Source organism: Bacillus sp. DJP31 (assembly GCF_049310945.1).
Taxonomy (GTDB): domain Bacteria; phylum Bacillota; class Bacilli; order Bacillales; family SA4; genus Bacillus_BS.
This window is the reverse complement of sequence record NZ_JBMERO010000025.1, coordinates 1-14857: the sequence shown is the minus strand read 5'-3', so window position 1 is coordinate 14857 and position 14857 is coordinate 1. Positions and strand designations below refer to the sequence as shown.

At 37.6% G+C, this 14857-nt stretch carries 14 protein-coding genes and 3 pseudogenes; 6 read left to right on the top strand and 11 right to left on the bottom strand.

The features are described from left to right. Nucleotides 1-28 precede the first annotated feature (28 nt). Nucleotides 29-772: pseudogene (locus ACOI1C_RS17915) on the top strand (IS3 family transposase); the annotation flags it as partial. A gap of 617 nt (nucleotides 773-1389) precedes the next feature. On the opposite strand, the gene ACOI1C_RS17910 reads toward ACOI1C_RS17915, so the two are convergent. From ACOI1C_RS17910 to ACOI1C_RS17875, 8 genes are all read right to left on the bottom strand, one after another. Continuing rightward, nucleotides 1390-2727 (bottom strand): DUF3238 domain-containing protein, encoded by a 1338-nt coding sequence (locus ACOI1C_RS17910; protein ID WP_422511965.1) that lies wholly within the window; start codon nucleotides 2725-2727, stop codon nucleotides 1390-1392. A gap of 321 nt (nucleotides 2728-3048) precedes the next feature. Next, nucleotides 3049-3306 carry a hypothetical protein gene (locus ACOI1C_RS17905; protein ID WP_422511964.1) on the bottom strand — a complete coding sequence of 86 codons (258 nt, stop codon included), beginning with the start codon at nucleotides 3304-3306 and terminating at the stop codon, nucleotides 3049-3051. A gap of 88 nt (nucleotides 3307-3394) precedes the next feature. Continuing rightward, nucleotides 3395-3835, bottom strand: a complete 441-nt coding sequence (locus ACOI1C_RS17900; protein WP_422511963.1) for a threonine/serine exporter family protein — start codon at nucleotides 3833-3835, stop codon at nucleotides 3395-3397. A gap of 18 nt (nucleotides 3836-3853) precedes the next feature. After that, nucleotides 3854-4606 (bottom strand): threonine/serine exporter family protein, encoded by a 753-nt coding sequence (locus ACOI1C_RS17895; protein WP_422511962.1) that lies wholly within the window; start codon nucleotides 4604-4606, stop codon nucleotides 3854-3856. Nucleotides 4607-4994: 388 nt separating this feature from the next. Next, nucleotides 4995-6710 (bottom strand): ABC transporter ATP-binding protein, encoded by a 1716-nt coding sequence (locus tag ACOI1C_RS17890; protein WP_422511961.1) that lies wholly within the window; start codon nucleotides 6708-6710, stop codon nucleotides 4995-4997. A gap of 83 nt (nucleotides 6711-6793) precedes the next feature. Continuing rightward, on the bottom strand, nucleotides 6794-7792 hold the full coding sequence (locus ACOI1C_RS17885; protein WP_422511960.1) for a Gfo/Idh/MocA family protein: 999 nt from the start codon (nucleotides 7790-7792) through the stop codon (nucleotides 6794-6796). Nucleotides 7793-7926: 134 nt separating this feature from the next. Next, nucleotides 7927-8919, bottom strand: coding sequence for an ABC transporter substrate-binding protein (locus ACOI1C_RS17880; RefSeq protein WP_422511959.1), 993 nt, complete (start codon nucleotides 8917-8919; stop codon nucleotides 7927-7929). A 120-nt stretch (nucleotides 8920-9039) separates the two neighbouring features. Further along, nucleotides 9040-9534 carry an ABC transporter substrate-binding protein gene (locus tag ACOI1C_RS17875; protein ID WP_422511958.1) on the bottom strand — a complete coding sequence of 165 codons (495 nt, stop codon included), beginning with the start codon at nucleotides 9532-9534 and terminating at the stop codon, nucleotides 9040-9042. 405 nt (nucleotides 9535-9939) lie between these two features. On the opposite strand from ACOI1C_RS17875, the gene ACOI1C_RS17870 reads away from it, so the two are divergent. The 4 genes and pseudogenes from ACOI1C_RS17870 (at nucleotide 9940) to ACOI1C_RS17855 (ending at nucleotide 12851) form a co-directional block, all read left to right on the top strand. Beyond that, the gene (locus tag ACOI1C_RS17870) at nucleotides 9940-10098 is read left to right on the top strand and encodes a hypothetical protein (protein WP_422511957.1); all 159 of its coding nucleotides are present in this window, start codon (nucleotides 9940-9942) and stop codon (nucleotides 10096-10098) included. Between the two features lie 73 nt (nucleotides 10099-10171). Next, nucleotides 10172-10945: a TerC family protein gene (locus ACOI1C_RS17865; RefSeq protein ID WP_422511956.1), complete on the top strand. Its 774-nt coding sequence runs from the start codon at nucleotides 10172-10174 to the stop codon at nucleotides 10943-10945. Nucleotides 10946-11080: 135 nt separating this feature from the next. Next, nucleotides 11081-12406 (top strand): hemolysin family protein, encoded by a 1326-nt coding sequence (locus tag ACOI1C_RS17860; RefSeq protein ID WP_422511955.1) that lies wholly within the window; start codon nucleotides 11081-11083, stop codon nucleotides 12404-12406. Between the two features lie 64 nt (nucleotides 12407-12470). Further along, nucleotides 12471-12851: pseudogene (locus ACOI1C_RS17855) on the top strand (VOC family protein). A gap of 271 nt (nucleotides 12852-13122) precedes the next feature. Here ACOI1C_RS17855 and ACOI1C_RS17850 read toward each other — a convergent pair. The 3 genes and pseudogenes from ACOI1C_RS17850 to ACOI1C_RS17840 form a co-directional block, all read right to left on the bottom strand. After that, a complete protein-coding gene (locus ACOI1C_RS17850; protein WP_422511954.1) occupies nucleotides 13123-13752 on the bottom strand; it encodes a Fic family protein in 630 nt (209 codons plus the stop codon). Between the two features lie 138 nt (nucleotides 13753-13890). Next, a complete protein-coding gene (locus tag ACOI1C_RS17845) occupies nucleotides 13891-14142 on the bottom strand; it encodes a hypothetical protein (RefSeq protein WP_422511953.1) in 252 nt (83 codons plus the stop codon). A 2-nt stretch (nucleotides 14143-14144) separates the two neighbouring features. Continuing rightward, nucleotides 14145-14402, bottom strand: a pseudogene (locus ACOI1C_RS17840) (ABC transporter ATP-binding protein); the annotation flags it as partial. A gap of 304 nt (nucleotides 14403-14706) precedes the next feature. On the opposite strand from ACOI1C_RS17840, the gene ACOI1C_RS17835 reads away from it, so the two are divergent. After that, a complete protein-coding gene (locus ACOI1C_RS17835) occupies nucleotides 14707-14841 on the top strand; it encodes a hypothetical protein (RefSeq protein ID WP_422511952.1) in 135 nt (44 codons plus the stop codon). Nucleotides 14842-14857: the final 16 nt, after the last annotated feature.

Sequence of the window (14857 nt, the reverse complement as noted above, 5' to 3'; positions counted from 1 at the left end):
ATTGTCCAATGAGTGATCAGAAATTACCAAAGAAAAGCTAACAGTTCAAATAAAAGTGCTCATATTGAGTCAAGAAAGACTTATGGAAGTCCAAAGATAACAAAACAATTAAACCAGAAAGGGATAAACGTCTCAAAAAAAACGGTTACACATATTATGCAGGGGAATAAGATAAGGTCCAAAATGGTTAAAAAATATAAGGCGACCACTAACTCCAATCATACTTTACCTGTATTTCCTAACCTGTTAAATCAAAACTTTACAGTCAATCGTCCCGGAGAAGCCTGGGTCGGTGACATTACCTATATTTGAACAAGGGAAGGCTGGCTGTACTTAGCGACTATCATGGATTTATATTCTAGGAGAATACTAGGTTGGGGTATACAGACTCGGATGACCAAGGAGGTAGTAATAAACGCTTTGAAAAGGGCAACGGTGGCGCAAAAACCATCGCCTTTCATCATCCATTATTCTAATCGTTGCAACCAGTATGAGTAGAAAAGGAAACTGTTAAGACAATGCCTGCATTTAATTATTTCATGGCACTATCAAAAGAGAGTTGATTCTTCACCATAGCTACATAACGAAAGATGAAGCAAAGAGGAGCATATTTGAGTATTTAGCTAGTTTCTATAATTCTAAACGAATTCATTCGACATACGACTATATGTCTCCAATGGCATACGAAAGAATATTACAACGGTATAGTAGCCTCTTTATAAGATTGAGGGTGAAACTCTTAATCTTATCAGTCCATATAAGTGGTCAATAATTCTGTTTTTTTTAGCAAATAACTATCTTTTAGTTTTATGACTTAAGTACTCACTAACAGACCAGAAAACAAAAGCTGTAAAAGCTGACCCAAGTATCAGAGATCTATCAATTGGACTGCTAATGGAAGGTACGAATCTATTATCGAATATTAGTATAAAGAGATATGAAAATAATAAACTTGAAGAAATATGTATAGTTATTGAAATATATTTACGCTTTGCTTGAGTATACCTACTGGTTAACTTATCTGAAAGAATAGAGACTGGAACACCAAAGAATATTACAATTGGTACAAGAAAGATAGAAACAAATCCCAGTAATCCAAGATGTGCGGGTAAAATGAAATCATTAAAGAAGTATGCCACTACTGGAATAGAAATTAATAATGTAATTAATGATGTAAGTAATTTTCTTTTCAAGAATTACCCTCCGTTCTATTGAATAATATTTCACAGCACAGCAAGTTGTTTTAAATTAATGTATCTTCATTATTTTAATAATAAAGTCATATTGATAAAAAATAAAGTAAGTTAGTTATTTTAAGAAATAAGGGGATAATTAATTACTCAATTATCGCCATTACATTGAAGATTACATTAGTTCATTTTAATAAATTTAAAAATCTATTTCCATAGGTGGATTTAGGCTATAGATACTTTGGCCTTTAGCACTTGCATCCCAATGATACAATCTTACCCATCCAATGCTTGATGATCTGTAAATCTCATAATCAGGAAATCCATCATGACTTCCTGATACTGATGTGAATCCACCTTGATAAACAGTTAGATCAAATTCATAATCAATATTCGGTAAAAGATTTGCAAAAACAGGAGTGCCTACACTATGTTTTACAGACACACTTGTATAAGTACCATGATGGGTGTAGGTTCCACTCTCATTCATTGGAGGTGTTCCCCGATCTAGTACATCATCGGATTTGCAACCATTAGATTTATACGCTATTGTTTCTCCTGCATTTAGGGAAAATGTAACATCTTTCCTTGCACCAAAATACGATGTTACATCAATTTTAGTCCTATGTGTTCCTGATGTTGCTGAAGGTCCTCTTCCATCACCGTCACCAGAACCAGGAATCCATTCCTCGTAACAAGATTCTGCAATGAATGTTCGAATTCTTACTGATACAGATGTAGTGGTTGCAGCTGCAGCAGAGATTGTTGAAAGAGAGTAATTACTAGTTGATTCCTTATCTACCTCAACTTTATCAAACCCACTTTTATCTTCTAATGGATTTACTTCGAAGTATAATGATTTGAAGTCATATTGATATTTTAAGCCTAATTCTTCTCCACCTTCGACTATTTCCTCACTATCTGGAATATTTTCTCTTCCTGATAAATTTGTTTTTTCTGGTAGCTCATCAGTATTCGGTAAATATACGATTACTCTATATAGAGCTGACCCCTGATTTTCTAAATTATGAATAAATTGAGATGAGCTTGTTGTAGCTAACAGCTGATCATTTAAGTATACTTCGTATTTTAAAGCATCAGGCACATCACTCCAATCTAAAGATACTTCTGAGTCACTCGTACCTATAGCGTAGTTTATTACGTTCTTGTCTTCAAAAGAAGTGTAAGAAGTCATTTCATAAGTGTCAATAACTTTATCTTGTTTATCATAGGCATATAAAGAATATTCAACGAATGTAGCTGCGTCCAAATTCTTTTCTTTATAATTAGTTTTTCTTCCTTCATAAACTACTTCTTGGCCATTTCTTAACACATAATAACTTGCACCAACATTATTCCAATCTAGATTGACAAAGCTTTTACCTTTATCTACAATTTCTATTTTTAGTTCTTCGTACTGTGCTGCATGTGAATTACTACTCGTAAATGGATAAAAATTTAAGCTAACTAACGAGATAACTACAGTTAGTAGCACAAGTAATTTCTTAAATACATACTTCCTAAAAAGGTTAATCACTCCCTTTTTTTATAACTTCTATCAATTTTAATAGTTTAGTATTCTAAGTTGAAGTTAAATTAAAACACTGCTCAGACACATAGGAATATTTCAATAAAAGTAGTGGTTATCACGTCTGTTAATTAACCAAATATAGGTAACCCTTTCTCGCGGTAGCCCCTAAATCGGCATATGAAGGAGCGGGGGCCTGGCCCCCACTCCTTTAACGTAATAAAGCGTTTGAACATACTAGAACTTATCAAGAAAACCCCCAAACAGTTTTATGCTGTTGGGGGTTTCTCTTTTTATGAGGGATCAATTGTGATATCCTGCTTCTTTATTTCAACATTGACCTTCTTTTTCCTCATTGCATGTAAATATATCACTAGAATGGGAAGCTGAATGAATGCCGCTAACGATAGACCCATTCGTAATGAGTAACGAGTAACGACTAGCCGCAGCTCCAACAACAGGACCACCAATGGTTTGCCCTAAAGCGTTCATCTGGCTGGACAAGGAAAGCACGGTAGCTCTCACACGGCTTTCAATGTTTGGGTTGATCCACGTGTCATACAATGGGCCCGTAACCGCTCCGGCCATAGATTATATCCCTTATTTACTTATTGATAAGATAAAAAATCTAATAACCAGTAATAAAATAAGCAGTATCCCTGTTATCGGATACTGCTCACTTATTCCCTTGTGCCTGTGCCTTCATCACCAACTGATTCGCCACTTCAGAAAAAACTAGCCCTATTGCAATAGCACCTGAAATCAGGAATACCTTTACCCCGAGTTGGATCGCGACATTGTAATCATTTGTTACGATGTTTCGCATGGCATCATAGGCTAAACCTCCTGGTACTAAAGGAATAATTCCTGCTACACTAAAAATGATACTCGGTGTTTTATAGATTTTAGCGAAAAACTGACTAATGCTAGCTATAAAAAAGGAAGCGATAAATGTAGCTAGAATCACGTCTAAATTAATCTCTACAAATACGATATAAACCATCCAACCAACCATCCCGACAAATCCACACTTTAATAAGGATTTCTTCGGTGCATTAAATAGGATACCAAATGCCCCTGATGCCACAAAGCTTGTAATGAGCTGTTCAATCCACATTTTGACTCCTTTCTAACCCTAGAAGAGTAATAGTACAAAGGCAATTCCTGCCCCGATAGCAAATGCTGTTAAAAACGCTTCAGCCCCTTTTGAGATGCCCGAAACAAGGTGACCTGCCATAAGGTCTCTCACTGCATTTGTAATCAACAAACCTGGCACTAGAGGCATCACCGAACCAATAATGATTTTATCTAACTCATGACCAATCCCTATTAAGACTAGTACAAAAGCAATGATCCCAATTACGAGTGCTGCAGAAAACTCTGCAAAGAACTTAATTTCAATCAGTCGATTAAAAAACAAGAAACAAGAAAATCCGCCACCACCTGCTAAACAAGCAGGAATAAAGTCAGTCCAATCACCTTGAAACATGATTAAAAAGCAGCCACTTGCAATGGAGGCAGCTAGGATTTGAATCCAAATTGGAAAAGCAAATCCTCCTGCTTCCACTTCCTTTAGTCTTTTTATTGCCTCAGCTAAGCTAATCTCTCCACTACTTATACCTCTTGAGATACTGTTAACCTTCGTGACTTTATACAAATCAATGGTCCGTTCCAAAATACGCACGAACTTCGTTGGCTCCATCCCATCAATGGAGAAAATAATACCAGTAGGTGTAACATAGCTATGAGATTGATGAATACCAAACGAAGCAGCAATCCGAGTCATCGTATCCTCAACTCGATACGTTTCTGCCCCGTTCTGTAGCATAACCTTCCCTGCCAATAAGCAGAGCTCTATTATTTCAAAAGATTTTTCCTTCTCTGTCATCTCACACCACCTAATATAAGCAGTTTCTTATAAATAAGACTTTTACCTGTCAAAATTTCCATCTATATAAAAAATAACATATCTCTACCTAAAGTTCATCTAACCAAAAAAACCTTTAGCCATCCTCATCCGTTGAATATCAATACATATATCCCAATATGATTTATCTTAAAAAAGTGATGAATTTTAAATATACAGTCAATTACGAAGGGATTATCCATTTTTATTATCTGTATGGATCTTATCTATTCCTTTTATTTCTACAATATTACTTTTTAATACTCTTTTATAATAGTCAAACCATTCGCAGTGTATTCCCTGCGATTTCATCCGAAAAACAGATAACAGAAACCCTTAACCGTTGTATTAACTAAGGGTTTTCTAATACTTATTGCTGAAACTGAACACGGTGAAGATTTGCAAAAATCCCACCTTGCTCAATGAGTTCTTCATGTCGACCTTCCTCTGCAATTCCTTCTTCAGTTACCACAACAATGCGGTCTGCATTTCGGATTGTCGCAAGCCTATGTGCAATAATTAAGGTGGTTCGGTCTTTGGCAAGCTCTGTTAAAGCTTGTTGAATGATTAACTCAGTTTCTGTATCAAGTGCTGATGTTGCTTCATCTAAAATAAGGATTGGTGGATTCTTTAGGAACATTCGTGCAATAGCAATTCGCTGCTTTTGCCCACCAGAGAGCTTTAGACCTCTTTCCCCAATTTGGGTTTCGTAGCCATATGGCAACGATTGAATAAAGTCTTCTAGATGTGCCCGTCTAGCTGCAGCTGAAATTTCATCATCTGATGCCCCAAGCATTCCATATTCAATATTTTCTCTTAATGTTCCAGTAAACAAGAACACATCCTGTTGAACAATTCCTATTTGAGAACGCAAGGAGCGTTGTGACATGTCTCGAATATCCATTCCATCAATTGTGATAGATCCCGTGTTTACATCATAAAAACGTGGAATTAAGGAACAAATGGTTGTTTTCCCCGCTCCGGATGGACCGACAAACGCAACTGTATCACCTGCTTTAATAGTTAGGTCAATATTTTCGAGTACACTTTTATGCTCGTCATAGCTAAAACTCACATCATTAAATCGAATGTCGCCTCGGAGTAATGGAACCTCGATGGCATCCTTGGCATCCTTGACTTCTGGTTCCATGTCCATCAATTCTATAAACCTTTTAAAGCCGGCCATTCCTTTTGGATACAGCTCCATAATGGCACTAATTTTATCAATCGGTTTAATTAACACGGTGACAAAAAGAATAAAGGCAACGAGCTCCCCAGGTGTTAATTTTCCATTAAAAGTTAACCAAGCCCCATAGACAAGAACAACGAGTGTGATGATTCGTGTTACCATATAAATCCCAGATAAACTAAAAGACATCGTTTTATAAGCATCTAGCTTGGCACGACGGAATTTTTGATTATTTTTAGAAAACCTAGAAATTTCATATTCCTCATTAGTGAATGATTGAACAACACGTACTCCTGACACACTATCTTCTACACGTGCATTAACATCCGCAATATTGGTATACATACTGCTCCATGACTTGTTCATTCGCACATTGCAGAAAACAACAATCCAAATCAGGAATGGTATCACAACAATTGAAGCGAACGCAAGCTGAACATTAATTGTCATCATAATCCAAAATGCTCCGATAAATGTCATGATGGAAATAAAGACATCCTCAGGTCCATGATGCGCAAGCTCCCCTAGGTCAAACAAGTCATTCGTAATACGACTCATAATATGACCTGTTTTGGTGTTATCAAAGAATCGAAAGGATTGCTTTTGAACATGTTGAAATAACTGTTGTCTCATATCCGTTTCTATATTAATACCTAGCATATGACCCAAATAGTTGACAATGAATTGTAGGAACATACTCATAACGTACAAGGCTAAAAGCCCAATACTCACCCACACAATCATTGACCAATTTTGTGTTGGCAACAAATCATCAATAAACCACTGTACAGCCAGTGGAAAGCCTAATTCTAATAGAGCTACGATCACGGCACTACTAAAATCGAGTGTAAATAATTTCTTATGTGGGGCATAATACGTAAAAAAACGCCGAATCATTCTGCCTCTTCTCCTTTTGTCCTTGCAAGTAAATAGTATCGAAACCCATTGGGCATTAAAATAGGAATCAAGTACTCTAGTCATTATAGCTTAACTGGTAATCCCCTTTGTAATGATTCATAACTCGCTTCAATGACCTTTATGTTATGGATGGTTTGAAGCCCACTGTATCTCGGCTGCCTATTTTCAAGGATACATTCGGAAAAATGATCTACCTGTAGCTCATATGGATTCCCGCCAAAGGTTTCGATTCTCTCCTGCCCATGCTCACCTACGACCACGATCTCACCCAATCCGTTTGGACGTTTATCAGGACGGAAGGCGGACGGAACCTTTATCGAGCCTTTTGTTCCTAATACTTCATACCATTCAGACATCGGTTGTTCAAAGCTACTATCAAAGCTTGCCGTGACACCACTTGGAAACGTCAAAATACCTGTTGCCCTTGTTTCTACATGAAACTTGGGATGTACTTTACCCGTGACATACACTTCCGTTGGCTCCAGGTCGAGAAGAAAGCGAGAAGCATGAATGCAATAACAACCAACGTCCCACATACTTCCTCCACCCAACTCCGAATTCAAGCGAATATTTTGTTGGTTTTCTTCAAAGTCCAAATTGAAAGTGAATGCTGAGCGGATGTTTCTTACTTCACCAATTTCGCCGTTCGCTATTAGTTCTTTAACCCGGTGGTGCTGAGGATGAAATTGATACATAAATGCTTCCATAAATAGGACATTATTTCCCCTGCAAGCTTCCAGCATCTCTTCAACATCCTTGCTAGTCAAAGCTGCTGGTTTTTCACAGAGGACATGTTTTCCTTTTCCAGCAGCCTTGATTACCCATTCTTTATGTAGGGTGTTCGGTAATGGAATATAGACAGCCTGAATGTTCGGATCATCTAACAGTTCTTCATAGGTAGAATAAACATGCGGGATGTCAAATTCGCTTGCAAATTCCTGTACACGCTCATTGTTACTGGCAATGGCATAGAACTTTGAATTTTCCACACTTTGAATAGCTGGAATAACAGCCTTTCTCCCAATGGTAGCTGTGCTTAAAACTCCCCAGTTTACGATCATTCGAGCACTCCCCTTTTAAAATACCTATCTTCCATTCTACCTTATTGGGTTATCGTTTATAAAGTAACGGATCTATTTTTAAGTCTAAACAAAAATAGGGCATGATTTGAAAATCAAACCCCCCATTTCAAGCATTATCTTCTCGACCAATGCAACGGTGTAACCTCAGTATCCGCTAACTCAAAAGTCGTACGATACGGCCTGAATTTCACTTGTTTATTCACGGCATATAAATCCTGTGGACTGCATAGGAAAAGTCCTAGTGCTTCATTAAACGTGTATCTATCTATTTCCTTTGCTCCTTCTAACAGCTTCACTTGATCCGTTTGTGCTGCCATCCTCTTATATAAAGCGTCAAATTCTGGGTTTTCTGGTCCTGTTCGGAACGCCCCATCTGCTCCAAAGAATTCTCGGTGGAAAAAGGCTGGTGTTCCTTCTAAGAACAGTGCCGTTGTAGTAGCTAAAAGGATATCCCAGCTCGGAACTAACTTCTTTTCTGCGGCAATTCTACGCCACTTCACTTCTTCTTCTTTTGAGAAGACAGTGACATTCACATTAATTTGAAGAGATGCCTGTAGTTGAGATCCCACTACAAATGCAGCATGTTCAAACTCCTTTGGTGCTGCGAGCTCTAGAGCTCTTCCTGCCGGCCACCCTGCTTCCACCAAAAGTTGCCTAGCCTGGCCAGGTTCGTATTCTCTTGGTGTTAGCTCCCCTGGAAAATCAAATGCCCAAGGCGGGGTTAGAGCCGGCACCACATCCGCATATCCAAAGAATCCTTCTTGAACTAATTTATCCCTATTGACTGCCAGATTCAGTGCCAATCTCAATCTTTTATCGTTAAAATCAATATCTGTAAGGAAGCCATTAAACACACCAGCTACTACTTTATTCCCATTCACATTTACTAAGTCCGCATACAACGACCCTTTTACCTTTGACGCATCCTCGGGTGAAACCTGTGTCACAATGTCTACCCGTCCCTCAGTGGTCGTGCATAATGTTAATGCATCCTTCTGTGTTAAGTCATTACGGAAAACAACACGACTGACCCTCGGGCCTCTTTGTCGGTCCCAATATTGCCTATTTGCGTCTAGAACCACAAACGGTGTTCGATCTTCCCTCATTGTAATCCATGTTGCTGAAAACGGCTCAGTCTTTATGATTGCCGGTACATTATAAATAGATGAATATCCAACTGATAGGATAAATGGCCCAGTGCCCCACGGGCCTGGTGCATCAAGGACTCACCAATGTCCCTCTGCTGTTCCAAGCTTTACATACCCAAAACCAAGCATCTTCCAAAACAACAAATTAGCAAAGTGATAGCCCCGCAGTTTTCCAAGTGCTAAGCCTTCTGGTTTTGGAAAATGAAGCAGCACTGTATAGTCATCCACAACTTCTAGCTTCGTTTCCTTTGGTATATTTATAAACGTACCCGGTGGATGAGGGGCATCCCAATGCAAGGCTTGGTTGAAACTCTCCTCAACATCCTTAGAAGTGAAGAATTGATTATTATGAAAGACCACACCTTTGCGTAAATGTAACTGAAGAGTTGTGTCATCTATCCACTTCATATCCTGTGCCAATGAAGGAATGATTCTCCCTTCGTGATCAGCTCTAACCGCTTCCTCCATCGTATTAAAGAGAACATACAGCCAGTTTAACGGAGAGGGATCAACAACATGAAGGGTGCCAGCTGGAGTTGTTCTATATGTATAGTTTTTTTCATATCTACCCATTATCCATTTCCCCCTTTAGATTACTTATATTTATATATACTCGGGTTTATGGCCTGATATCCATAGTATTCATTCAATCTACATATCTTTGAGCCTAGTAATTGACAAATTCTCATTTTTATCTTATGATGGTCTCAACTAAATCGAATAGAACTCCTAAAGGGGAGTAGCTTTTACAGCAAAGTCGTCATTCCGGAGTCTTACCACTCCCGGCTTTGTTGGCAACATTACGTTGTTAGCAAGACCTTTACCTATTGGTAGAGGTCTTTATTTTTTAATTGACCTCTACCAGATAACGGTAGGGGTTTTTTATTCGAAAAGAAAGGAAGAAAAACGTTGTAAAAGAAAAATCGACTTCTTGCCATTCACTTTAAATAGTACTAGTATGAGGAGAAACGATTTTAATTGAAAGAAACATTGGGACAGTTGTTTTTTGCTGTTACTTTATTGACTGTTTTTGAAACAAGTCTTATGACCTTGGTGACTTTGGAGATTAAGAATCCACCTCGTTTTCATAGCAGTATTGTTAGCTCGATCCAAGGCTCTATAGATGACAAGCATTAAACCTTAAAAAATAAGTATCAAAATGCTCGTAGCAAGTAAAACTAAATTAAAATTATAGGAGGTTTTACATCAAATGGAGCTTTCAATATTATTAGAGTATGGTTGGGTTTTACTCTTATTAATCGGCATTGAAGGACTTTTAGCAGCTGACAATGCACTTGTATTAGCCATCATGGTCAAACACCTACCAGAGGAAGAAAGAAAGCGTGCCTTGTTTTACGGACTCGCGGGAGCATTTGTCTTCCGTTTCGCATCCCTTTTTGCCATTTCATTTCTTGTTAACGTATGGCAGGTTCAAGCTATCGGAGCATTATATCTCCTGTTTATTGCCTTTAATCATATCCTTAGGAAGCTCGTCATCAATCGAGGAAAACAAAAGGAAGCAAAAGAAAAGAAAAAATCTGGATTTTGGGTCACTGTCTTCAAGGTTGAATTGGCAGATATTGCTTTTGCCGTTGACTCCATCCTTGCTGCTGTCGCATTAGCTATGACGCTCCCTGATACGAATCTACCTCAAATCGGAGGATTAGATGGGGGTAAATTTCTTGTGATTTTTGCCGGAGGTTTAATTGGACTCGTGATTATGCGCTTTGCGGCAACCTTCTTTGTGAAGCTATTGCAAACAAGGCCTGGTCTTGAGATTGCTGCCTTCGTTATTGTAGGTTGGGTCGGGGTAAAGCTAGCCGTATACACACTCGCACACCCAGACTTAGCGATCCTACCTGAAGCCTTTGCCAAATCACCAGAGTGGAAGATCACATTCTATGTTGTCCTGATCTTAATTGCAGTTTGTGGGTGGTTTTTATCAAAGGAAAAAACCTCATCTGAAGCGGAAAAAGGAATCTAAAGTCAATTAGTCAGATTAGACATAATAAGGATAAAAATAACACAATCTAAGTAATATTGGCGAATTAATAGTTCAAACATGACCCTCTAAACAAGAGAGGGCTCTTACATAGGGTTAATCTTGGAGGTTGATGCATTGGGAACAGAATTAATCATACTTGTAGTGTTAATTATTTTAAATGCGTTCTTTGCGGCATCTGAAATTGCCCTTATCTCATTAAATGACAATAAAGTTAAGCTAATGGCTGATGCTGGGGATAAAAAGGCAAGAATGCTTTATCAGCTTTTATCAGAGCCTAGCCGTTTTCTTGCTACTATCCAAATCGGAATTACACTTGCTGGGTTCCTAGCTAGTGCCTTTGCTGCAGAAAGCTTTGCGGGTAGACTTGCACAGTCTTTAGTAAATTTAGGTGTGCCCATTGACCGAGATATGCTTGGAACGATTTCAGTCATTGTCGTCACTCTTGTTCTTTCTTATTTCACCCTAGTATTAGGAGAGCTTGTACCAAAGCGGCTTGCCCTTCAAAAGGCTGAAGCCATTTCTATGATTGCCGTTATTCCACTTACGTACTTATCAAGAATATCTTCTCCCTTCGTAAAATTACTGACTTTATCAACCAATCTAATCATTCGGCTTTTCGGAGTAGATCCAAACGCTGAGGACGGAAATGTCACAGAGGAAGAAATTCGAATGATGGTGGATGTAGGAAAAGAAAAAGGAACCATTCAAGAAATAGAAAAAATAATGATCAATAATATCTTTGAATTTGATAATAAAACCGTTTCTGATATCATGACTCATCGAATGGAAATCGCCTCCATATCAATTGATTCAACTTTGATCGAGACAGTCCGAATGGCTAACATTGAAAAATACACACGTTTTCCAGTTTATGACGAGAATATTGACAAAATCATTGGTATTTTACATACAAAGGATTTAATTCAGTTCGTGGAAAACTGTGATGAATCAACTTTTAATATGAGAGAACTCATTCGCGACCCCTATTTTGTATTGGAATCAAAACGAATACATGAGCTTTTTAAAGATATGCAGCAATACAATGTTCACATGGCAATTGCCATTGATGAATATGGTGGAACAGATGGAGTTGTAACGATTGAGGATGTAATTGAAGAAATTGTGGGCAATATCTTCGATGAACATGACGAGCCCGAGCTAGATGAGGAGGAAATAATCGAAATTAGTCCACATACCTATTTAATAAGTGGAACAACAAATCTTTATGAAATTGAAGAAAGGCTTAAGATAGATTTACCTGATGAAGATTTTGACACAATCAGTGGATTTATCATCGGTCAACTTGGCTATATACCGAATGTAGACGAGAAGCCAACAATCATCTATGAAAACATTAAATTATCAGTTGATGAGATGAAAGATAAGCGAATTACGAGGCTAAAGTTAACTGTTTTAGAAGAAGCAGTGGCGGAAGATTAGATATATATTCCAAAATTAAACACTTCTATTGTAAAATGGAATCCAAACAATAGGATTATTCGTTATGACATGTACTATGATCCAAAGATTAGGGCAAATTTCGATACCCGTTCATGATTTAGAAAAGGCTATTCAGTTTTATAAGGAAAAACTTAGCTCACCATTATTATTTAACACAGATCGCTTAGCCTTTTTTGATTGTCATGGAGTTTGACTTCTCTTAATTTTTCCAGAGAAAGAACAATTTGCTTACTCTAGCTCGATCATTTATTTTAATGTAGATCAAATAAAAGAAGCCTATGAGGATTTACTAGCAAAAGGAGTCCCATTTACAGACGAGCCACACCTAGTGGTTAAAGTAGGACAAACCGAAACATGGATGGTGTTCTTCCAAGATCCAGATCAGAACACACATGCATTGATGAGTGAAGTGCGTGTAGGGTAGAGGTCTATACTCTATCATATTGTTATGAGGTTTTTTTGTTCTACTCTTTCATACCAGCATGGAAACTATCTTGAAAAATTGGATAATTTCCTCTCCCTACAACTCTCTACAAACAGTCCAATTAATAAGTAATTGGACTGTTATTTTCATTTGCTTTCTATTTCTTGTTTAGTAATTGAAAAACATACCGAAAAAGGGTTAATTTTGTATATGGATTCTTCCATCCTTTTCCTATTCCACTGGCTCACTATTCAAGAAGGCCTGCTACCTTTCACTTCCTTTGGATAACTCCATTAGCATATTCAGTAAACCCCAAAACATCCTGCTCAGCTAGAAACGTAATGTATTTAAACTTATCATCTTTATTAATAATCAATGGCTGAATGTTGTTTTTTAGTAACAGATAAAGCATAAGTAGGCGGCCTGTTCTACCATTTCCGTCCGCATATGGATGAATTCTTTCAAAGTAAATGTGGCTCTCACATACCGCTTGAATGATTTCCTCTTCTGACAGTGCAGATTCAATTCGATAATTGATATTATCAACCCACTGATTCATTATTATTGGCGTTTCCAAAGGAGAAGCTGTAGTAAAAGTTTCTCCTATTATTGCGTTCCCTTGCGACTTGAATCTTCCTCTTTCATGATGTAACCGGTCCAATAATGTTGAATGTACCCCATGCAAAATAGACAAGGTGAACTCTTGATCAAGATTTTGAATCAAGAAATTGAAGGCTATACGATGATTATCCACTTCATAAAACTCTCTAACGGACACACTTCCTGGGATTGTATTATGAAGCAAAATAGAAATTGTTTCATTTAATGTAATAGTGTTGTTTTCAATTGCCAAAGAGTGGTGGGTAGCTCTCACTAAAATATCATCAACATAATCCTTCATTAACTTAATTAAAATAAAACCTCCACTCTTTTTATTCTATTTTATCAGAAATATCTGGTAAACTGTACTCTCCTTTGGATAGCTTTAACCTGCTCTCGGAAAGCTTTTTTTACTCCCCTATACTACTACATTCATAACTTACAGTATATCTAGCAGAATACACGGAGTTAACACCAAACCATATAGGGCATATAGCCAAAGTGACTTGATGAACTTGTTTCCTTCCTTCTTAGGGCTAGAGGAGTTTTGGCTAAAGATGGTTGGCACTCTTCTTTGATCCATCATCAGCTTTATGAGTAAGATCTCTCTCATCACGCCATAATCGACACCAAATCTAGTAAATAGACCTTTAAACGTATCTAGTATTCTTACGATGATAGGATCCTTCAACTTCATACCTCATGAACAATGGAAACAACATCAGCTGCTATTTCCTTATGCTCATTAAAACCAGTTAGCTGATTAAATATCTTTTCCAGTGTTCCTTCAGCTCATCAAAGCTTCCATCCGCAATGACTTCTCCATTTTGATAACCATGCAATTCGGTTAATGGTCTTCTCCACGACATCCATACTATGAGAGGAGTAGAAGATGGTCTTTCCTTGCTGTGAAAGTTGAAAAAGTATTTCTTTTACAACCATCATTTGATCTAGCATGATTTACCCCTATTCTAGTATTATCTCTATCTTTATTTTAACATATTTTACCTGTTAAATTACTCTCTATTTGAGTAGATAGTAGTATTTACCACCCTTCCATTCGTACTATTTATCAGACAGCAGTTGACATTCTTCTACATAACCATACAACAAGATTAAGATATATTAGGGATATTGTCGGATACTGTTATTAATAGAGAAAAAACTTACTTTAGTAGGGGGTATTTTCCCCCTTGCATCGTTTTTAATAGAGTTAGAGAAGCAACTATTTCATTCGTAGATAGGAGATGAAGATATGACCAAGGATTCAAAGAAGTCAATGGGCTGGTTAAAGGGAGTTCTATCTAATCAAGGCCAAGTAGATGACAGCAGTAGTGTAGAAGAAATTGAAGCACCTGAGGTTATTGAAGAAGAGATAGTTAAGAGCTGATAGAAGACGACCCCTC

Bases quoted from the DNA above. Each gene is read 5' to 3' on its own strand.
- ACOI1C_RS17865 (WP_422511956.1), top strand. From the start codon at position 10,172: ATGGAGCTTTCAATATTATTAGAGTATGGTTGGGTTTTACTCTTATTA.
- ACOI1C_RS17895 (WP_422511962.1), bottom strand. From the start codon at position 4,606: ATGACAGAGAAGGAAAAATCTTTTGAAATAATAGAGCTCTGCTTATTG.
- ACOI1C_RS17835 (WP_422511952.1), top strand. From the start codon at position 14,707: ATGACCAAGGATTCAAAGAAGTCAATGGGCTGGTTAAAGGGAGTTCTA.
- ACOI1C_RS17880 (WP_422511959.1), bottom strand. From the start codon at position 8,919: ATGAGGGAAGATCGAACACCGTTTGTGGTTCTAGACGCAAATAGGCAA.
- ACOI1C_RS17905 (WP_422511964.1), bottom strand. From the start codon at position 3,306: ATGGCCGGAGCGGTTACGGGCCCATTGTATGACACGTGGATCAACCCA.
- ACOI1C_RS17885 (WP_422511960.1), bottom strand. From the start codon at position 7,792: ATGATCGTAAACTGGGGAGTTTTAAGCACAGCTACCATTGGGAGAAAG.
- ACOI1C_RS17890 (WP_422511961.1), bottom strand. From the start codon at position 6,710: ATGATTCGGCGTTTTTTTACGTATTATGCCCCACATAAGAAATTATTT.
- ACOI1C_RS17850 (WP_422511954.1), bottom strand. From the start codon at position 13,752: ATGAAGGATTATGTTGATGATATTTTAGTGAGAGCTACCCACCACTCT.
- ACOI1C_RS17900 (WP_422511963.1), bottom strand. From the start codon at position 3,835: ATGTGGATTGAACAGCTCATTACAAGCTTTGTGGCATCAGGGGCATTT.
- ACOI1C_RS17875 (WP_422511958.1), bottom strand. From the start codon at position 9,534: ATGGGTAGATATGAAAAAAACTATACATATAGAACAACTCCAGCTGGC.